This window comes from Halogeometricum sp. S3BR5-2, from assembly GCF_031624635.1.
Lineage (GTDB): Archaea > Halobacteriota > Halobacteria > Halobacteriales > Haloferacaceae > Halogeometricum > Halogeometricum luteum.
The window spans coordinates 545,269-562,050 of record NZ_JAMQOQ010000002.1; the positions used below are offsets into that span (position 1 = coordinate 545,269).

The 16,782-nt window shown below is 66.7% G+C and carries 24 protein-coding genes; 1 reads left to right on the forward strand and 23 read right to left on the reverse strand.

Translation table 11 applies throughout. The features are described 5' to 3' along the window. Window positions 1–111: 111 nt before the first annotated feature. Window positions 112–516 (forward strand): universal stress protein, encoded by a 405-nt coding sequence (locus tag NDI79_RS09205; RefSeq protein ID WP_310928177.1) that lies wholly within the window; start codon window positions 112–114, stop codon window positions 514–516. 9 nt (window positions 517–525) lie between these two features. Here the strand turns inward: NDI79_RS09205 and NDI79_RS09210 are convergent, their stop codons facing one another. The 23 genes from NDI79_RS09210 to NDI79_RS09320 form a co-directional block, all read right to left on the reverse strand. Beyond that, complete coding sequence (locus NDI79_RS09210; protein WP_310928178.1) at window positions 526–1,833, reverse strand: ornithine cyclodeaminase, nickel-pincer nucleotide-dependent; 1,308 nt, start codon at window positions 1,831–1,833, stop codon at window positions 526–528. Window positions 1,834–2,127: 294 nt separating this feature from the next. Beyond that, window positions 2,128–3,129, reverse strand: coding sequence for an alpha/beta hydrolase (locus NDI79_RS09215; protein ID WP_310928179.1), 1,002 nt, complete (start codon window positions 3,127–3,129; stop codon window positions 2,128–2,130). 731 nt (window positions 3,130–3,860) lie between these two features. Continuing rightward, entirely contained in the window at window positions 3,861–5,783 is a 1,923-nt protein-coding gene (locus tag NDI79_RS09220) for a glycoside hydrolase family 15 protein (RefSeq protein ID WP_310928180.1), read from the reverse strand. Window positions 5,784–5,877: 94 nt separating this feature from the next. Beyond that, complete coding sequence (gene secY, locus NDI79_RS09225; protein WP_310928181.1) at window positions 5,878–7,344, reverse strand: preprotein translocase subunit SecY; 1,467 nt, start codon at window positions 7,342–7,344, stop codon at window positions 5,878–5,880. Between the two features lie 3 nt (window positions 7,345–7,347). Further along, the gene (locus NDI79_RS09230; RefSeq protein WP_310928182.1) at window positions 7,348–7,845 is read right to left on the reverse strand and encodes an uL15m family ribosomal protein; all 498 of its coding nucleotides are present in this window, start codon (window positions 7,843–7,845) and stop codon (window positions 7,348–7,350) included. Continuing rightward, window positions 7,842–8,306, reverse strand: coding sequence for a 50S ribosomal protein L30 (locus NDI79_RS09235; RefSeq protein ID WP_310928183.1), 465 nt, complete (start codon window positions 8,304–8,306; stop codon window positions 7,842–7,844). Before NDI79_RS09235 ends, NDI79_RS09230 begins: the two co-directional genes overlap by 4 nt. Next, window positions 8,306–8,953, reverse strand: a complete 648-nt coding sequence (locus tag NDI79_RS09240; protein ID WP_310928184.1) for a 30S ribosomal protein S5 — start codon at window positions 8,951–8,953, stop codon at window positions 8,306–8,308. The genes NDI79_RS09235 and NDI79_RS09240 overlap by 1 nt, the downstream gene beginning before the upstream one ends. After that, window positions 8,950–9,504 (reverse strand): 50S ribosomal protein L18, encoded by a 555-nt coding sequence (locus NDI79_RS09245; protein WP_310928185.1) that lies wholly within the window; start codon window positions 9,502–9,504, stop codon window positions 8,950–8,952. The genes NDI79_RS09240 and NDI79_RS09245 overlap by 4 nt, the downstream gene beginning before the upstream one ends. After that, on the reverse strand, window positions 9,504–9,959 hold the full coding sequence (locus tag NDI79_RS09250) for a 50S ribosomal protein L19e (protein WP_310928186.1): 456 nt from the start codon (window positions 9,957–9,959) through the stop codon (window positions 9,504–9,506). Before NDI79_RS09250 ends, NDI79_RS09245 begins: the two co-directional genes overlap by 1 nt. Further along, window positions 9,956–10,669: a 50S ribosomal protein L32e gene (locus NDI79_RS09255; protein ID WP_310928188.1), complete on the reverse strand. Its 714-nt coding sequence runs from the start codon at window positions 10,667–10,669 to the stop codon at window positions 9,956–9,958. The genes NDI79_RS09250 and NDI79_RS09255 overlap by 4 nt, the downstream gene beginning before the upstream one ends. Next, window positions 10,670–11,206 carry a 50S ribosomal protein L6 gene (locus NDI79_RS09260; RefSeq protein WP_310928189.1) on the reverse strand — a complete coding sequence of 179 codons (537 nt, stop codon included), beginning with the start codon at window positions 11,204–11,206 and terminating at the stop codon, window positions 10,670–10,672. It abuts the gene before it with no gap. A 4-nt stretch (window positions 11,207–11,210) separates the two neighbouring features. Further along, window positions 11,211–11,603 carry a 30S ribosomal protein S8 gene (locus NDI79_RS09265; protein WP_008384722.1) on the reverse strand — a complete coding sequence of 131 codons (393 nt, stop codon included), beginning with the start codon at window positions 11,601–11,603 and terminating at the stop codon, window positions 11,211–11,213. A 2-nt stretch (window positions 11,604–11,605) separates the two neighbouring features. Beyond that, a complete protein-coding gene (locus tag NDI79_RS09270) occupies window positions 11,606–11,782 on the reverse strand; it encodes a 30S ribosomal protein S14 (protein WP_008384724.1) in 177 nt (58 codons plus the stop codon). Then, window positions 11,779–12,324, reverse strand: a complete 546-nt coding sequence (locus NDI79_RS09275) for a 50S ribosomal protein L5 (protein ID WP_310928190.1) — start codon at window positions 12,322–12,324, stop codon at window positions 11,779–11,781. The genes NDI79_RS09270 and NDI79_RS09275 overlap by 4 nt, the downstream gene beginning before the upstream one ends. Further along, entirely contained in the window at window positions 12,321–13,067 is a 747-nt protein-coding gene (locus NDI79_RS09280; RefSeq protein WP_310928191.1) for a 30S ribosomal protein S4e, read from the reverse strand. The genes NDI79_RS09275 and NDI79_RS09280 overlap by 4 nt, the downstream gene beginning before the upstream one ends. Further along, window positions 13,064–13,435, reverse strand: coding sequence for a 50S ribosomal protein L24 (gene rplX / locus NDI79_RS09285; RefSeq protein WP_310928192.1), 372 nt, complete (start codon window positions 13,433–13,435; stop codon window positions 13,064–13,066). Before rplX ends, NDI79_RS09280 begins: the two co-directional genes overlap by 4 nt. 13 nt (window positions 13,436–13,448) lie before the next feature. Further along, window positions 13,449–13,847, reverse strand: a complete 399-nt coding sequence (locus NDI79_RS09290) for a 50S ribosomal protein L14 (protein WP_310928193.1) — start codon at window positions 13,845–13,847, stop codon at window positions 13,449–13,451. Beyond that, window positions 13,847–14,173: a 30S ribosomal protein S17 gene (locus NDI79_RS09295; protein ID WP_310928194.1), complete on the reverse strand. Its 327-nt coding sequence runs from the start codon at window positions 14,171–14,173 to the stop codon at window positions 13,847–13,849. Before NDI79_RS09295 ends, NDI79_RS09290 begins: the two co-directional genes overlap by 1 nt. Beyond that, window positions 14,164–14,631 carry a ribonuclease P protein component 1 gene (locus NDI79_RS09300; RefSeq protein ID WP_310928195.1) on the reverse strand — a complete coding sequence of 156 codons (468 nt, stop codon included), beginning with the start codon at window positions 14,629–14,631 and terminating at the stop codon, window positions 14,164–14,166. The genes NDI79_RS09295 and NDI79_RS09300 overlap by 10 nt, the downstream gene beginning before the upstream one ends. Before the next feature lie 9 nt (window positions 14,632–14,640). Continuing rightward, complete coding sequence (gene rpmC / locus NDI79_RS09305; RefSeq protein ID WP_310928196.1) at window positions 14,641–14,853, reverse strand: 50S ribosomal protein L29; 213 nt, start codon at window positions 14,851–14,853, stop codon at window positions 14,641–14,643. Between the two features lie 3 nt (window positions 14,854–14,856). After that, window positions 14,857–15,891, reverse strand: a complete 1,035-nt coding sequence (locus NDI79_RS09310) for a 30S ribosomal protein S3 (RefSeq protein WP_310928197.1) — start codon at window positions 15,889–15,891, stop codon at window positions 14,857–14,859. Continuing rightward, on the reverse strand, window positions 15,891–16,352 hold the full coding sequence (locus NDI79_RS09315) for a 50S ribosomal protein L22 (protein ID WP_310928198.1): 462 nt from the start codon (window positions 16,350–16,352) through the stop codon (window positions 15,891–15,893). Before NDI79_RS09315 ends, NDI79_RS09310 begins: the two co-directional genes overlap by 1 nt. A gap of 3 nt (window positions 16,353–16,355) precedes the next feature. After that, entirely contained in the window at window positions 16,356–16,781 is a 426-nt protein-coding gene (locus NDI79_RS09320) for a 30S ribosomal protein S19 (protein ID WP_310928199.1), read from the reverse strand. Window position 16,782: the final 1 nt, after the last annotated feature.

Below are 16,782 nucleotides of genomic sequence, written 5' to 3' on the forward strand. Positions count from 1 at the left end.
ACGTCAGAGGATAGAACTGTTCGGTATAGGCTTTGTGCTCGGGCGGGGTCGAATCGACCGGCCGCGCACCGGGGACGGCGGATTTTTGTCGCGCGCCGCGAATCGTGTGGTATGACAACGTACGTGCTGGCGACGAATCACGTCGACACGAGCGCCGCCCTCTGCGATTACCTCCTCTCGCGTCTCGACGACGGCGACGGCGTCCACGCGGTGAACTCCCTGCCCGGCGGCGACGACACGTCGGGCGAGGACGCGCGCGACGGGGAAGACGCCCTCAACGTCGTCGCCTCCCGCCTCGGCGGGTTCGCGGACGTGGAGACGCACCAGTTCGTCCGCGGCAACGACCCGGCTACCGACGTCCTCGACTACGCCGACGACATCGACGCGGACGAACTCGTGATGGGGATTCGGAAGCGCAACCCGACGGCGAAAGTCGTCTTCGGGAGCACGGCGCAGAAGATTCTGCTCAACTCGAACCGGCCGATGGCGGTCGTTCCGCTCGAACGCGTGGAGTGAGGTCGCGACTCAGTTGTCGTCGCCGGCGGCGTCTCCCTCGGCGGCGTCCGCGTCCTCGCCGCCGTCCGTCACGGAACTGTCGCCGGTCAGCACCTCGTCGGCCAGCGTCGGCACGAACGTCCCGATGTCGGTCACCATGCCGATGGCCTGCGAACTCCCGCGGTCGAGCAGTTGCGTCACCGTCGCGGGGTTGATGTCGACGCAGGCGACGCGCGTCGTCGAGGGGAGGCAGTTGCCGACGGCCACCGAGTGCAGGAGCGTCGACAGCATCAACACCATGTCGGCCTCGTGGGCCTGTTCGCGGATGGCGTTCTGCGCCTCGACGGCGTCGGTGATGGTGTCCGGAAGGGGACCGTCGTCGCGGATAGAACCGGCGAGGACGTACGGCACGTCGTTTTTCACGCACTCGTACATGATTCCGCTGCCGACGAGACCCTCCTCGACGGCCTCCTCGATGCCGCCGGCGCGGATGACCTCGCTGATGGTGTAGATGTGGTGTTTGTGTCCCTTCCGGGGGTGCTCCATCGTCTCCATGTCCATCCCGAGGGAGGTGCCGTACAGGCCGCGTTCGATGTCGTGGGTGGCGAAGCCGTTGCCCGCCGAAATCATGTCGACGTAGCCCTCGCGGACGAGGCGGGCCAGGTCGTCGCCCGCGCCGGCGTGGATGAGGGCCGGACCGGCGACGACGAGCACCTTCCCCCCCTCCCGTTTGGTCTCCTCCAGGGCCTCGGCGACCTGCTTGATGAGCGACTCGGAGGGGCGCTCCGAGGAGACGCCGCCCTGCATGAACCCGAACGGGCCGGAGGCGTCGCGGGGGCGTTCCGGCGGGTCGACGCGAACACCCGCCTCGTCGGTCACGACGAGGTCGCCCTCGTCGATGGCGTTCAGCACCTTCGTGTACGCGCGGACGCCGTCGTCATCCTCCTCGACAACGATGGCGCAGTCCATCTCGATGTTCTCGACGTCGATCCACTCGCCCTCGTAGCGGACGCGCGTCGGGTGGTTCGTCGTGGAGTAGAAGCCGTTCGGGACGACCTGGTCGGCCGGAGCGGGGACGACGCGAGCGTCCACCGGGTCGATGAGGTTCGCGCCGATCTGGTGCAGTTCGTGCAGAATCTCCTGGAGGTCGGCGTCGTCCTCGTCGGGGCCGGCGCTGACGGCCATTCGGCAGTGCGACGTCTTGTCCTTGTGTTTGCCGACGACGAACTCCTCGACCTCGAAGTCGCCGCCGAGGTCCATCACGAGTCCGAACGCCCGCTGCATCATCCCGGAGTCGATGATGTGTCCCTCCAACTCGACGGTTCGCGTGGCGGTCATCGTCGGATGTGCGCGGTGCCGTCCTAAGAAGGTCACGCACGCGTCCGAGCGGGGCCGACGCGGGGTCCGGCGGTCGGGAGCCGGGAACCGCGCGGCGCGAGTCGCGGGTCGCGGACCGGCGGAGGCGGGCCCGTCTACGCGGACCCCTCCGACGACGCGGCGACCGAGAGGATCAACAGTACGGCGACGGCGGCTCTGCGCGCGCGACCGGTCGGACGGGGCATGATATCACAGCGGGGAACCGAGAACGGATAACGCTGCCGCACCGGGTATCCGATTTGATATTCTGAAGCGTCAGCGGTCGGCGTCGCCGACTTCGCTGTCGAGGAACGCGAGGCCGTGGCCGACGACCGACTCCAGACCGCGGCCCTCGTAGACGTCGAAGTGGCCGGTCGGCAGGCGGAGGAACGTGGCGTTCGAGAGGGCGTCCGCCGCCGATTCGACGCCCTCGACGGGCACCACGTCGTCGCGCGTCCCGCCGACGACGAGGACGGGGCAGGCGACGCTCTCCAAGTCGTCGCCGGCCGAGAAGCGGACGAGGTTGAGGAGCGACCGGGCGGGCGTCTCGTTGTCCCAGTCGCTATCGGAGGGGACGGTGTCGAGGTAGCCCCGGCGCGCGCCGGCCGTCGAGACGAGGGCGAATTCCTCGGGGTCGCCGGCGACGGGGACGGTGTGCGGGTCGGTGAGAAGCGACTGAAGTCGGTCGCGGACGCCCGACAGCACCGACTTCGCGACGAAGCCGAGGCCCCGCGTCGAGAGCAACCCCCGCCCGGAGAGGACGGGCGTCTGCGCGACGACGGCGCGCACGCGCGGGTCGTCCGCGGCCACGTCGAGGGCGTGCCCGCCGCCGAGGTCGGTGCCCCAGAGGACGAGGCGGGTGTCGTCGAGGCCCTCCCGGCCCCGCACGCTCTCGACGGCCGCCTCCCAGTCGGTCCGCTGGCGCGACGGCGAGACGAGGTTCCGCGGGTCGCCGTCGCTGTCGCCGTGGTTGCGGTAGTCGAACAGGAAGACGGCGTAGCCCGCCTCCGCGAGTCGTTCGGCGTAGGCGGGCAGGCCGAACGAGCGCTCGCCCGCGAGACCTCCGGCCATGACGACGACCGGCGGTTCCGTGGGTCTGTCGGGGCGGTAGAGCCACCCCGAACAGCGCTCGCCGCCGCTCTCGAAGCCCATCGTCACCTTCGAGAACGACTCCCGCGAGGGTCGGTCGGCGTCCCGTCCGTCGGTCCGGTAGCCGTCGCCCTCCCGTTCGGCGTGCTTGGCCCGCTTCCACTCGCCCCTGCCGGAGGGTCGGGTCACGCGGGCACCCCCGACCGGCGCGTCGACGTCGGGCGGACGCCGGCGCTGTTGGTTCGGGGACGACGCTGCGCGCTCCTGGTCGCGTCGGACATACAGACCCATACCGCGGCGACCGTCTAAACGCTTGTCGCGAGACGCGTCCGGGACTCGGGTATCGAAGGAGAAACCAATCGCCGCCGCACGCGGGCGGTCCATCAGTGTTGACCGTCGCACGCACGTGATATCGGCCGGTTCGGCGGTTCGGTGCGCGCCGTCCGAGGGGTAGGCAGTCTCGAACGGCGCGCGGCGACCCGGTAGGGGGGTAGGCAGTCCCGTCCCGGGCCGACCGAACGTCGGCGGGGCCCTTCGGGGGAGCCCCGTCGGGTGGGAACCGGTCGCGCGAGCGACGGTCCGCCGGCGCGGCCGACAGCGGCGAGTTGGGTTACGTGGCGTTGTTGAATGTGCGCGAACGTCGCGTCGAGCGACCCGCACACGTCGGCCCGCCGCGGGTTTCGGGGGGACCGCGCCGCGCGCCGACAGTATCACCGGAGATACGCAGAAGCATAAATTTTCCCGGGACAATATCAAATTTGATACCAAAAGTTCGCAGGGAACTACATCCGGCCGAATCGACAACGAGAGGTCGATGCCGTCGACGAACTCGACGGACGGAAGTACGACTACGACGACGCGCGACGTTCGTCGAGAAGACCGAACCCGACGGCTGAGAGGAATGGAACCCGACCCGCCCGTCAGTCGCCGCCGTGTTGCGGCGCGTCGGCCGCCGCCGTCTCGTCCGCGTCCGCGTCGCCGTCCTCCTGTCGCTCCCGCTCTTGGATCAGCGTCGCCTGACCCAGCGGGCCGACCGTCGCCCAGTCGTACTCGGCTTCGCGGAGGAACAGCGCGCTGTTTATCAGTCCGATGTGGCTGAACCCCTGCGGGAAGTTCCCTATCTGCCGCCCCGACTCGGGGTTTATCTCCTCCGCGAACAGGCCGAGCGGACTCGCGTGCTCGAGGACGCTCTCGAAGACGTCCCACGCCTCTTCGACCCGGCCGGTGGCGACGAGGGCGTTGACCAGCCAGAACGAACAGAACACGAACGCACCCTCCTCGCCCGGGAGGCCGTCGTCCTCGTAGCGGAAGACGAGGCCGTCGTCGGTGGTCAGGTGCTCGCGGACGGCGTCGACGGTGCCGACGATGCGCTCGTCGTCGAACGGCAGGATGCCCGAGAGCGCGATGAGCAGGCTCGACGCGTCCAACTCCGCGCCCTCGAACGACTGCGTGAAACTGTTCAGGTCCTCGTCGAACCCCTTCTCCAGGACGGTCTCCTTTATCTCCTCGCGGCACTCCCGCCAGTGGTCGACGGGCCCCTTCCGTCCCGTTCGGTCGGCGAGTCGGACGCTCCGGTCCAGCGCCACCCAGCACATCACCTTCGAGTAGACGAGGTGTCTGGGCTCCCCGCGCAGTTCCCAGATGCCCGCCCCCTCGTCGTCCCAGTGCTCGCAGACGTACTCGGCGATGTCGCAGAGCGCCTTCCAGTCCTCGTTTGTCACGTCCTGTCCGTCGCTCCAGAACCGCTGGTACATCGCCAACACCAGGTCGCCGTACACGTCGAGTTGCCGTTGGTCGGCCGCCTCGTTGCCGATGCGGACCGGTCGCGAATCGCGGTAGCCGCGCAGGTGGTCCAGTTCCTCCTCCTCTAACTCGCCGTCGCCCTCGACGCCGTACAGCGGCTGGACCCCCGCGGAATCGCCCATCCGACTCAGCTTCAGGAAACGGTGCACGTAGTCGTTCGCCTCCTCGACGTGGCCGAGGTTCGTCAGCGCGCGGACCGTGATGCCGCCGTCGCGTATCCACGAGTAGCGGTAGTCCCAGTTGCGCATCCCGCCGACGTCCTCCGGTAGCGACGTGGTCGGCGCGGCGATAAGCGCCCCCGTCTCGCGGTAGTTGAGCAGTTTGAGCACTAACTCCGAACGGACGACGTACTCGTGGGCCTGGCCGCCGAACAGGCACTCCGACTCGACGCAGGAGTGCGCCCACTCCCGCCAGTACTGCGCCGTCTCCTCCAGCAGTCGCTCGCAGTCCTCCGCGTCCGTCGGCGAATCCATGTCGTACTGGAGGACGTACCACTGCGTGTCGTGGGCGTCGAGACGGTACGTCCCGCGGGCCGCGCCGCCGTCGGTATCCAAATCGGTCGGCGTCGAGAGATAGAGATGGCTGTCGTCGCCCGTCGCGGTGACGCCGTCGGTCACCGGATTCACCGCGGTGTCGGCGCGCCCGTAGTCGAACTGCGGGTCGAACTCGACGTCCACCTCCACCGACCCCTCGGTGCAGGTCACCTTCCGGTAGAGCCCCCGGACCTCCGGTTGCTCCTCGTTGTTCGCCTCCACGACCGGCATGAAGTCGGTGACCGTCATCGTTCCCGACGCCGTCTCGAACGTCGTCTGGAGCACGTTCGTCCGGGAGAGGTACGCCTGCTCGGACTCGTACTCATCGGCGGGTCCGATTGCGAACCGTCCCCCGACGTCGGGGTCGAGTATCGCGGCGAACGCGCTCGGCGAGTAGACGTGCGGCAGGCAGCACCAGTCGACGGCGCCGTCCCGACCGACGAGCGCGCACGTCTCGAGGTTTCCGATCACCCCGTAGTGTTCGAGCGGCTTGAAGTCGGTTTGCATGACGTGAACAAACCGCGAACGCCCGAAATAGCTTCGGGGCGGTGACGCCGCTGGCGGAGCGGTGCTCGGAAAAAATCGAACGCGAGTGTGGCGTCTAGCCGCCGAACATGTTGCGCATCATCGGATGCATCTCCATCAACTGCTCCTCTGCGATCTCCTCGTACAGTTTGTACGTGATGGAGACCGTCAGCAGCAGTCCCGTTCCGGAGACCTGACCGATGGTGCCCAGCATGTTCGCCGTGACCGCGAGCAGTCCGACCAAAGCGCCGCCGATGACGGTGACTTGCGGGATGTACCGCTCCATCACCTTCTCGATCACCTGCGGGTTGCGCCGGAAGCCGGGAATCTGCATCCCGGAGTTCTGAATCTGCTGTGCGGTGGACTCGGGACCCATCCCGGTCGTCTCGACCCAGAAGACGGCGAAGATGGCGCCGCCGACGATCATGAACGTCAGGTCGATGAGCACGCGCAGGAGGATCTGCGCGGGTTCCTGGGAGGTGAGCCCGAGGAACCACATCCAGTCCTGTCGGGACTGGATGGGCGCGAGGTAGTAGAACAGGCCGCCGGTGACCTGTCCCTGACTGTAGGTCCCGGCCCACGCCGGCAGGCCGGTCCAGTTGTTCAGGATCTGCCCGAGGAACTGGATGTTCGCCTGCAGGGCGCGGACGAGGATCATCGGCAGGACGCTCGCGTAGATGAGCTTCACCGGGAAGCGGCCGCGGGCGCCCTTCACGCGGGCGTGCGACAGCGGAATCTCCACGCGGACGCTCTCGGCGTACACGACGATGCCGAAGATGAGCAGCGTCGTGAACAGCGCGAGCAGTTGGCCCTGGCCGAGGAAGATGTCGGACAGTCCGCCCGGCGAGAGCGGCGAGCCGATGTCGACGGCTCCGGTGAGGATGCCGATCCACGTCGGGAACAGCCCCGAAGTGGCGCCGAGCGACTCCCAGCTGAACAGCCCGGCGACGAGCTGCTGGCTGACGCCCGCGATGATGAACAGCCCCACGCCGGACCCGACGCCCCACTTGCTCACGATCTCGTCCATGAACAGGATGAGGATGCCTCCGACGAACATCTGCGCGAAGATGATACCCTTCACGCCGCCGACGCCGACGCCGAGCGACTGCGCGACCTGCTGGTTCGCGGGCAGATAGCCGCCGGCGAACACCATCGGCAACCCGGTGAGACAGATCATCACGACCACCAGCAGCTTCTGGAGGCCCTGATACAGCACCTGGTCACGCGGGTCGTCGGTGTCCAAGCCGAGCAGGTCGGCGCCGCCGAGCAGTTGCAGCACGATGCTCGCCGTGACGATGGGACCGATACCTAACTGGAGTATCGACCCCTGCGAACCCGCGAGCAGGCTCCGGAACCGTCCGTAAAAGTCGGTCCCCGGACCGCCCGTCTGCAGTCCGAACATCGTCACGTTCGTCAAGAAGAAATACATCACGAGGATGCCTGCCGTCCAGCCGAGTTTTCGGCGGAACGGGACGTGCCCTTCCGGTCGGGCGACTGCAGGCATCCGCGTCAGCACCGGTTCGGCGGCCTCCTTCCATCCCATATGTTACTCTTCGGAGCTTTCCTCGTCGTCCGAGTTATCTTCTTCGGATTGCGCCTCCTCTCCGCGCTCGGAGAGTTCGGCGCTGCCGCCGGCTTCTTCGATGAGTTCGACCGCGCCAGCGGTGAACGCGTCGGCGACGACGTGCAGTTCCTGTCGGACCTGCCCGCCGCCGAGCACTTTCACGACGTCCGCCTCGTAGCCGTCCTCGGCCACGTCGCGGGCGTCGAGGTGGTAGGCGTCGCCGTCCTTCTCGGCCACGTCGTCGGCCGCGAGCAGCGCCGCGTCCTCGTCGAGTTCCTGGACGCGGACCTCGACGACGGTGTCTTTCGCCTTCTCGGGGCGGTCGAAGCCGTGTTTGCCGAGCGGTTCGTAGTTGTGGAACTCGTGTTTGTCCCGTCCCGCGCGGCCGCGGCCGCCGCGGTGACCGGCGCCGCGCCGGTTCTTGTGCGTGCCGCCGCCGTGCGTGCGAGAGCCGCGCTGTCGTCGTTTCTTCGAGGTCATCGCATGTCCTCCAGGAGTTCGTCGATCTGCTCGGTCTCGTGCTTTCCGAGCTGACCGCCCTCTTTGGTGACGTGCTTTTGGCCCTTGTGACCGCCGCGCGGCGGGTGCAGGCGAAGCACGGGGGAGAGACCCTGCTCGCGCAGCGTCGTCTCCTCGCCGACGACGGCCTCCGCGAGCGCGGAGACGTCGTCGTAGTCGGTGTGCTCTGCGATCCAGTCGTCGTCGACCGTCGCGGAACCCTCCTCGGGTTCGGCGCGCGTCCGCAGGAGCGTCTCGACCACGTCGGCGCTCGGTTCGCCGTGCGCGACGTAGTCGTTGACCTTCGTGATCATCCCGCGGTAGGTGTCCGTCTCGGGGACGAACGTGCAGTGGTTCACGCTGTGGATGTTGAGCATCTTCAGCGTGTCGTGGGTCGCTTCGCTCATGTTCACGTCGCCGCGAAGCTGAACGATGGCTTGCATCAGTCGCTCGCCTCCTGCTGCTTCTCGCGGGCGCGCCGCGGGGTGCGCGACTGCGAGGCGTTCTTCAGCGCGTTGTACGTCGCCTTCGCGAGGTTGACCGTCGTGCGCGTGTTCCCGTTCGAGCGGGTCCACGCGTCCTGCACGCCGGCCAGTTCGAGGATGTTCCGGACCGTCTCGGCGGCCGCGAGGCCCAGCCCCTGCGGGGCGGGCATGATTTCGACCGTCACGGAGCCGGCCTTCCCCTCGGCCTTCCGGGTGAGAGAGTTCACGCCGCCGGCGGAGTCCTCCCACGAACCGGAGCCGCGGTCGACCTCGATGATGTTCAGTTTCGCCACGTCGATGGCCTTCTGGATGGCCGAACCGACCTGGTCGTCTCGGGCCTCGGCGTAGCCGAGGAACCCGTCGCGGTTCCCGATGGCGACGACACAACGGAACTTCACGCGCCGACCGGAGTCGGTCATGCGCTGAACCATGTTGATGTCGAGCACCTCGTCTTCGAGTCCGGGCAGGAGCTGGTCGACGATTTCGGGCTCCTTGAGCGGAAGCCCCGTCTCCAGCGCCTGTTTCATCGAGGTGACGTCGCCGTCCTGTACCATGCGGCCGAGCCGCGTTCGCGGCTCCCAGCCGTTGCTGTTGCGTTGGCTCATGCGTCCTCCTGAAGTCGTTCGAGCACGTCGTCGAAGTGCTCGGGTAGGTTCGTGGCGTCGAAATCGCCGCCGTACAGCGGCTCGTCGAGCTGCTCGGCGTACTCGGCGATGTGCTCGCCGCGGTTACGCGACCAGTCCGCGAGTACCGACTCGTTGTGCGGGATTTCGAGGCCAGCGTCAATCGCTCCTTCCTGAACCGCGAACACCTTGTTGCCGGGCGTCGCCGTGTTCAGGCCGATATCGAGGACGGCCTCTTCGAGGCCGGCCTCCAGCGCCCGCGTCCCCGCGAGGAAACCCGTGAGGTACGCGCTGGGGAGGTTGCCCGTGGGGGCTTCCCAGCCGTACTCCGCGAGTTCCTCCGAGGAGGCGGCCGCGTGGGTCTCGTCTCCGCTCGGTCCGGGGGTAACCAGCTGCGCCCTGACGTGCTTGTTGCTCACGCGAGCAACGAGGCGGGGTTTGCCCGATTTCAGCAGGCGCAACCTCTGGTGGTAATCCGTCCGGACTTCGCGGCGACGTCGCATCGGCACCTTGTAGCGTGGTCCTGTCGCCATTATTCTATCTCCACGTTGTAGTTGTTCCGCGCGTACGCTTCGAGCCGGTCCACGCTGTCGAACTCGCCGCCGGACGCCTTGTTGTACAGTTCGCGGTACTGCGTCGGCGTCAGCGGCCCGTCGTCGCGAAGCTCCTTCAGGCGACGACGCTGCGCGCGGATTCGGCTGACCCATTCGTCCTTCGAGCTCTTCCGACCGCCGGACTTCCCCTTGCGGGAGCCGGGGCCCTTCCGGTGACCGTAGGAACGCTTCTCGGCGCGCTCGCGTGCGCGCCCCTTCGAGTTGCTCTTCGCGTCTTTGATGCGAATCGTTCCCTCGTCGGCGAGTTCGCGGATGTCCTCTCGGGTGATTGCTTCCGCGATTTCGGCCTGTTCCTCCGGGTCGAACCAGATGCGGCCCTTTCCGACGTCGAGGACGTCGGAGGCCATGCGTCGCTGGGCTTTCAGATCGGTCATTCGTCTCCCTCCACTTCGACTTCGACGTAGGTGGGGTTGAGGACGCGAATCTGTCGGTCCTCGGCTTCCTCCTCGATGCGCTCGCGCTTGCGCGCGCCGACGGAGGAGGCGATTCGGACGGCCTCGGTGTCGCCGTCGACGCCCTCGAGGTCGTTCACGTTGTGGACGTGAACCTCCTCGAAGCCGGACGGGTGGAGGCCGCGGGCGGCCTTCGGCGAGCGGTAGCCCGACTCGACTTTCGGCCCCTTGCCCTTGATTCCGCGGCGCTGCTTCGAGAGGTTGCCGCGGGGCTTGCGCCACGATTCGGGCGTCCGCTTCTTCTTGTGGTAGTCCTGTCGCCGGAAGGCGGGCTTGCCCTCGCGGTGCTTCTGTGCGAGCGCCGCCGCCGTGTCCGAATCGAGGTCGGGCGTCTTGTCCGCGTGCCCGCGGGGTTGGAGTTCCGTCTCCACGTCCGACTCCTCGTCGGCTTCCGGCTCTTCGGTCTCCTCTTCGACTTCCGCTTCGGTGTCTTCGGAGACTTCGAGGCCGCCGACGTCGGCTTTGATACGCGCGGCGAGCGCGTTCCCGACGCCGTCGACCTCGGCCAGTTCGGACTGGCTCGCGGCCTTCACGTCCTCGACCGACTCGTAGCCGGCCTCGCGGAGCGCATCGGCCTTCGAGGGACCGACGCCGCTGATGTCTTCGAGTTCTTGGATCTCTTCGTCAGCCATTTAGACCGTCTCCTTCTCCGGTTTCTGCGTGATGTACACGCCGTCCTGGAAGACGCGCGTGTCCTTGTCGTTCACGCGGGTGAGCTGTTCGATATCGGCGGCGGTCTGCCCGACGTCCTCCTTGTTGGGGCCCGTCAGGGTGACCTCTTCGCCGTCGACCTGTACTTGCGTGTCGCCGCGGACCTTCGCGTGCCGCGGCGCCTTCTCGCCGAGGAAGTTCTCGATTTCGACCTCGTCGCCCTGCACGTTCACCTGCATCGGGAAGTGGGCGTAGTAGATCTCCATCTTGTACTCCCATCCGTCGGTGACGCCGTAGAGCATGTTCTCCACGTGGCTCTCGAAGGTTCCGACGGTCGCGTTCGTCTTCGCGTCCTCCTTCTCGGACTCGATGACGATGTGACCGTCCTCCACCGCCACGCTGACGGCGGGGTACCAGAGCGTCTTCGTGACGCTCCCGTTGGGGCCTTCGATGGTGAGATCGAGGTTCTTGACCTCGGCAGAGACGTCGTCCGGAATTTCGATTTCTACTCGGTTCATTGTCTCAGTACACGTAGGCGATTACTTGGCCACCGATGCCCTGTTCGCGGGCGTCGTAGTGGCTCATGACGCCGTGGCTCGTCGTGACGATGAGCGTCCCGTAGTCGCGGGCGGGGAGGTATCGCTTCTCCCACTTCTCGAACTCGTCGGCACCCGCGGAGTAGCGGGGCTTGACGACACCACATTCGTTGATAGCGCCGTTCAGTTCGACCTCGAACGTTCCGGCCTTGCCGTCGTCGACGAACTCGAAGCCGTCGACGTACCCGCGGTCGTAGAAGACCTCGAGGACGGAGCCGATGACGTTGGAGGCGGGCTGTATCTCGTGCGACAGATGCCCGACGCTCTCGGCGTTGTTCACGCCGGCGAGAGCGTTGGAGAGGGGGTCGTTTCCTGCCATTGTTATCTGTACTTCTTGAATCCCATGTCGCGGGCGACCTCGCGGAAGCACTGCCGGCACAGGTTGATGTCGTACTTGCCGACGAGTCCCTGTTTGCGGCCGCAGCGACGGCACTCGTTCTCCTGCCCCGTGCGCCGTGTCGCGTGCTCGCCCGTCTGTTCGGTCTCTGATTCGCTCATTCTTCTGTGGCCTCCACGTCCACGTCGAAGTTCGATTCGAGGAACGGGATGGCGTCCTCGGCGCTCATGCGGTGGGCCGAGGGGATGCTGCGCGACGCCTTGTCGCGCTTCTTCACGCGGTAGCCGGGGCGGACGAGGTTGACCGTCACGTCCAGCCCGTAGATACCGATCTGCGGGTCGTACTCCTGAGAGGGGAACTCGGTGTGCTCTTCGACGCCGAAGCTGAAGTTCCCGGTCTCGTCGAACTGCCGGTCCGAGATGTCCGCAAGCGGCAGCGCCGTCTCGAGGAACTCGACGGCGTTGTCGCCGCGGAGCGTGACCTTCGTCCCAATGGGGTCACCCTTGCGCGCGCCGAACTGCGTGGCCGCGCGCGTCGCGAGCGTCTGGACCGACTGCTGGCCCGTGATCTCTTCGAGGATGTCCTCGGCGTTCGCGAGTTCGCGACCGCCCTCGCCGACGCCCATGTGGACGACGACCTTCTCGATTTTGGGCTCGCGCATCTCGTGGAACTCGCCCTCGTTCTCGGGTTCGCTCTCACTCATTCGTCGTCACCTCCGGTCTCGACCGTCTCCTCGTCGTCGGCGTCGCCCGTGAAGTTCTCGTCGATGACGACGACGTACTGTTCGACCGTCTCGAACGTGTACTCGTCCGTCTCGACGGTGACGGAGTTGTTTCCGCTGCCGGGCGTGACGGTGATCTCGGTGACCTCGCCGATCTCGCCGGCGTGCGTGCCGTCGACGGCGGTGACCAGCGCGCCCTCCTCGTACGGGAAGTGCGCGACGATCTCCTTCGTCTCGTTGTCGACGACGAGCGAGTCCTTCGAGTGGTACTGGTCCGGGTCGTCGTCGGCCTCGACGCGGACGTTCGATCCGTCGTGCAGCGTGAGCTGCGTGGCGCCGCCCTTGACGCTCTGCTTGCCCGCGATCTTTCCGAGGCGGCTGTCGGCCGACTCGGCGTCGATGGGCGTGAGCGCGAGGCGTCCGCCCTCGTCGGGGAAGACGCGGAAGTACTCTTCTCGCTCCGTGAACGCGAGGATGTCGAACATCCCGATGGGACGGGCCTCGTCGGAGACGGCGTCCCCGTTGACGAGCACGGTGTCCTGGTTGAGCGCGTAGCGCGCCTCCTTCTTCGAGTCCGCGTAGCCGAGCACGTCCCGCAGCAGGATGAGCAGGGGAACCCCCGCCTTCCCGTGCGGACCGGCGTCGGCCTTGACCGTGAACGTCTCCTCTTTGCGTTCTATCGGCCACGAGTTCGGTGCCGAGAGTCGCTTCTGGTGCTTCGTCATTCGTTGTCCTCCGAGTCGGAGTCAGATTGGAGACGCTCCTCGCGACGCTCGTCCTCGAGGTCGAGTTCGACGACGCGGACGTTGCTGGCGTCGAGGGGGCGAGGCACTTCCTCGCCGTCGGCCTTCGCGACCGTGACGTCCTCGACGTAGACGACCGCGTCCGTGAGGTCGACGCGGGCGACTTCGGCCTCGGTGCCCGCGGCGTCGCCGCGGAGCACTTCGACCGTGTCGCCGGCGTTGACGCGCACGTTCCGGCGGCCGTACTCGTCGCGCAGGTCGCCGGACAGCGTCGCGCGGACCTGCTTCTGTCGCTCGTGGAGCGGCGCGTTCTGCGTCTCGTTTCGCTGTTTGCGTGGTTGTTTGGTCATGTGCGGTTCTACCTCAGACTATCATCGTCGCCGTGGAGGCGATGCTCCCGAAGCGCTCGGCGACCTCACGCGCGATGGGACCCTTGATCTCGGTCCCGCGAGGCTCTTCCATCTCGTCGATGATGACGGCAGCGTTGTCCTCGAACTTCACGCGCGTCCCGTTCGGCCGGCGGATGGATTTCCGCTGGCGAACGATGACGGCCTGGAGCACCTGACGGCGCATCTCCGGCGTCCCCTTGGTCACCGAGACGGTGACCTGGTCGCCGATACCGGCCTTCGGGTGTCGGTTCTTGGTTCCTGAGTAGCCCTTCACGCTGATGACTTTCAGCTGACGCGCGCCGGTGTTGTCGGCGCAGGTGATGAGCGAGCCTCGTGCGAGGCCCTTCGTGACGTCGGCCTTCAGCGCCTCCATCACTCCTCACCTCCGAGCGTCTCGACGACGACGTGCGCCTTCGTCTTCGACAGCGGTCGGGTCTCTGCGATACGAACCGTGTCGCCCTCGGCGAGGTCCACGCACGGGGGTGCGTGGGCCGGGATGCGACTACGCCGCTTCATGTAGCGGTCGTACTTGGGAACGCGAACGTCGTATTCGCGTTCCACAACGACGGTTTTGTCCATGTCTGTGGAGGCGACCGTTCCTTCGAGCGTCTGTCCGCGAACGGCAAGGGAGCCGTGGAACGGACAGTTCTCGTCGGAGCAGGCCTCCTCCGGTTCTTCTACGTTCAGTCCTATCGCCATGTTGTGTCACCTGCCTTCTCTGTTCGCAAGGCGGGTCGTGAGAGCAGACGTGCGCCATCCACCGTAACGTAGGCCACGCCCTGGCAACGACCAGACTGACCGGCTTCGAATCTGCCGGCAGTTTCCGACCGAAGTTTGGACGCGGTCCCCGACGCCTTCTCGGCGTCGGCGGCTTCATCTGTGCGCTCGCGTGCGGATGTGGGTGCGGGAGCGTCGTCCCGCGACGGAATCTCGAACTGCAGGGTCGCGCCCTGCTTCGGCACCTGCAGCACCCGAGTCTCCCCGTCGTCTGAGTCGGACGCCTCTCCGGAGGCGTCGACGTCGACGTGGAGCGTCTGCATCGTCTCGACGACGACACGGCCGGCTATCCCGACGAGGTCGGGGTTGGCGGCGTCGACGACCTCCACTCGGAGGCCGTTGAGTTCGTGTCGCGTGAGGGTCTCGGGTGTCAGTGCCATGGGTTTCCGTTATTCGTCGTCGAAGTCGCCTTCTTCGCCCTGAATCGTCTTGATTCGGGCGATGGTCCGCTTCAGTTCGCCGACGCGACCGGGGTTCTCCGGCGCGCCGCCCGCGGCCTGCACGGCCTTCGCGTTGAGCAGTTCCGTCTCGAGTTCCTCGAGTTCTGCGTCACGCTCGGCGGGCGTCATGTCGCGAATCTCTTCGGGGTAGAGGATTGCCATGTATTACTCCTCCGTTTCTTCGTCGTCGGAGTCGGAATCGGAGTCCGAGTCCGAATCGGCTTCGTCCTCCTCGTCCTCGTCGGCCTCCTCCATCTCGGCGACGAGGTCCTCGGCTTCCGCCTCGACCTCCTCGTCGAGTTCGGCCTCGCTGGCGTCGGCCTCGTCGTCCTCGGGCGAGACGTCTTCGTCCTCGACGTCGCCGGTGCCGACGGGCTCTTCTTCCGGAGCGGGCTCCGCGCTCTCGGAGCGCGAGGCCACGTCGCCGGACTCCTCGACGACCTCTTCGACGATCTCCTCGTCGATGACCTCCGTGGGGTCCTCGTCGGGGACGTCGACGTCCTCCTCGTCGTCCTCGGAGACGTCCGGGACCTCCTCGGGTTCGTCCTCGAGGAGTTCCTCGACGCCCTCGGACTCGACGGTCTGCTCGACCGCTTCGGGGTCGGCGTCCTCTTCGATCTCGAAGTCGTCGGGAAGCTTGGCTCCCGGCGGGATGATCTTGACGTTCACGCCGATGGTGCCGAGCTTCATCACGGCGACGCCCTGGCCCTCGTCGACGATGGACTGGGCGGGTTCGCCGTTGTGCTTGATGTATCCGCGGTTGAACTTCTCCACGCGCGAGCGGGCGCCCGTGACCTTCCCCGCGAGGACGATTTCGGCGCCGAGGGCGCCGGCGTCCATGATGCGGTCGATGGTCGTGTGGCCCGCTTTGCGGAAGTACCAGCCGCGTTCCAGCGCGTTCGCCAGACGGTCCGCGACGATGCGCGCGTTGAGGTCGGGTTCGTCGACCTCCTGCACGTCGATCTGCGGGTCGTCCAGGTCGAAGCGCGTCTCCAGCTCCTTGGTCACCTTGCGGATGTTCTTCCCGCCTTTCCCGATGACCATCCCGGGCTTCTCCGCCTTGAGCACTATCTGCGTGCCCATCGGCGTCTTGGCGACGTCCATGCCGCCGTAGCCCGCGCGACCGAGTTCGTCCGCGAAGAACTCGTCGATCTGCGAGCGCTGGAGCCCGTTCTCGATGAACTGGTGTTCGTCAGCCATTACTCCTCGACCTCCTCGATGATGAGTTCGACGTCACAGAGTGTGGTGTTGAATGGGTCTGCACTCCCGAACGCGCGGGGTTTACGACCGGGTCGTTCTCCGACCTTGTGCGCGGCGACGTGCATGATCTCCATCGAACGGCCGTCGAAGCCGTCCTCGTCGGCGTTGGCCGCGACGTTCTGCAGGAGTTCGAGGAACGCCTTCGACGCCTTCTCGGGGTAGCGGCCCGCGTCCCAGCCGTCGATGTCGGAGCGGTGTCCGACGCCGGTGTTGTGCTGGCGGAACGGGACCGAGCGCTCTCCCTCGATGACGGCGTCGAGGTAGTCTTCGGCGTCCTCGACGGTCATGCCCTTTATCTCGCGCGAGATGGCCTTGCTGTGCTTCAGGCTGATGGGCCGGTCACGGAGCATCCCCTTGGCGGTGACGTCCGGGTCGGCCTCGACGCTGTAGTTGATTCCCATGGGTTACTTGAGCGGGACGAACTTCGAGGACCGGGTCGCACCGATGCCGGCCTGACCGTGTTCGACCGAGTTTCGGGTCAACTGGAACTCGCCGAGGTAGTGTCCGATCATCTCGGGTTGCACGCGGACGCGCTCGAACGACTGCCCGTTGTAGACGGCGAACGTCTTCTCGACGAACACCGGCAGGATGGGCATGTCGCGGAGGTGCGTCCGGATGGGCGAGTTGGCCGTCTCCTCGGGGTCCGCCTCGCGGACCTCCTCGAGGAGCTTCTCCTTCTGGAGCGTCAGCCCTCTGTTGATGCTTCGCCGCACGCGTGCGGGGAGCAGTTCGACGACCTCGTCGAGCTCCATCTCCTGGAGCTCTTCGAGCGTGTGGCCGCGGTAGGTGAACGTCTCACCCTGACGGCCGGTTCGGTATTCCGAGCTCATG

Coding starts and splice junctions, on each gene's coding strand:
- NDI79_RS09205 (WP_310928177.1), top strand. CDS start 112: ATGACAACGTACGTGCTGGCGACGAATCACGTCGACACGAGCGCCGCC.
- NDI79_RS09210 (WP_310928178.1), bottom strand. CDS start 1,833: ATGACCGCCACGCGAACCGTCGAGTTGGAGGGACACATCATCGACTCC.
- NDI79_RS09220 (WP_310928180.1), bottom strand. CDS start 5,783: ATGCAAACCGACTTCAAGCCGCTCGAACACTACGGGGTGATCGGAAAC.
- secY (WP_310928181.1), bottom strand. CDS start 7,344: ATGGGATGGAAGGAGGCCGCCGAACCGGTGCTGACGCGGATGCCTGCA.
- NDI79_RS09230 (WP_310928182.1), bottom strand. CDS start 7,845: ATGACCTCGAAGAAACGACGACAGCGCGGCTCTCGCACGCACGGCGGC.
- NDI79_RS09235 (WP_310928183.1), bottom strand. CDS start 8,306: ATGCAAGCCATCGTTCAGCTTCGCGGCGACGTGAACATGAGCGAAGCG.
- NDI79_RS09240 (WP_310928184.1), bottom strand. CDS start 8,953: ATGAGCCAACGCAACAGCAACGGCTGGGAGCCGCGAACGCGGCTCGGC.
- NDI79_RS09245 (WP_310928185.1), bottom strand. CDS start 9,504: ATGGCGACAGGACCACGCTACAAGGTGCCGATGCGACGTCGCCGCGAA.
- NDI79_RS09250 (WP_310928186.1), bottom strand. CDS start 9,959: ATGACCGATCTGAAAGCCCAGCGACGCATGGCCTCCGACGTCCTCGAC.
- NDI79_RS09255 (WP_310928188.1), bottom strand. CDS start 10,669: ATGGCTGACGAAGAGATCCAAGAACTCGAAGACATCAGCGGCGTCGGT.
- NDI79_RS09260 (WP_310928189.1), bottom strand. CDS start 11,206: ATGAACCGAGTAGAAATCGAAATTCCGGACGACGTCTCTGCCGAGGTC.
- NDI79_RS09265 (WP_008384722.1), bottom strand. CDS start 11,603: ATGGCAGGAAACGACCCCCTCTCCAACGCTCTCGCCGGCGTGAACAAC.
- NDI79_RS09270 (WP_008384724.1), bottom strand. CDS start 11,782: ATGAGCGAATCAGAGACCGAACAGACGGGCGAGCACGCGACACGGCGC.
- NDI79_RS09275 (WP_310928190.1), bottom strand. CDS start 12,324: ATGAGTGAGAGCGAACCCGAGAACGAGGGCGAGTTCCACGAGATGCGC.
- NDI79_RS09280 (WP_310928191.1), bottom strand. CDS start 13,067: ATGACGAAGCACCAGAAGCGACTCTCGGCACCGAACTCGTGGCCGATA.
- rplX (WP_310928192.1), bottom strand. CDS start 13,435: ATGACCAAACAACCACGCAAACAGCGAAACGAGACGCAGAACGCGCCG.
- NDI79_RS09290 (WP_310928193.1), bottom strand. CDS start 13,847: ATGGAGGCGCTGAAGGCCGACGTCACGAAGGGCCTCGCACGAGGCTCG.
- NDI79_RS09295 (WP_310928194.1), bottom strand. CDS start 14,173: ATGGCGATAGGACTGAACGTAGAAGAACCGGAGGAGGCCTGCTCCGAC.
- NDI79_RS09300 (WP_310928195.1), bottom strand. CDS start 14,631: ATGGCACTGACACCCGAGACCCTCACGCGACACGAACTCAACGGCCTC.
- rpmC (WP_310928196.1), bottom strand. CDS start 14,853: ATGGCAATCCTCTACCCCGAAGAGATTCGCGACATGACGCCCGCCGAG.
- NDI79_RS09310 (WP_310928197.1), bottom strand. CDS start 15,891: ATGGCTGACGAACACCAGTTCATCGAGAACGGGCTCCAGCGCTCGCAG.
- NDI79_RS09315 (WP_310928198.1), bottom strand. CDS start 16,352: ATGGGAATCAACTACAGCGTCGAGGCCGACCCGGACGTCACCGCCAAG.
- NDI79_RS09320 (WP_310928199.1), bottom strand. CDS start 16,781: ATGAGCTCGGAATACCGAACCGGCCGTCAGGGTGAGACGTTCACCTAC.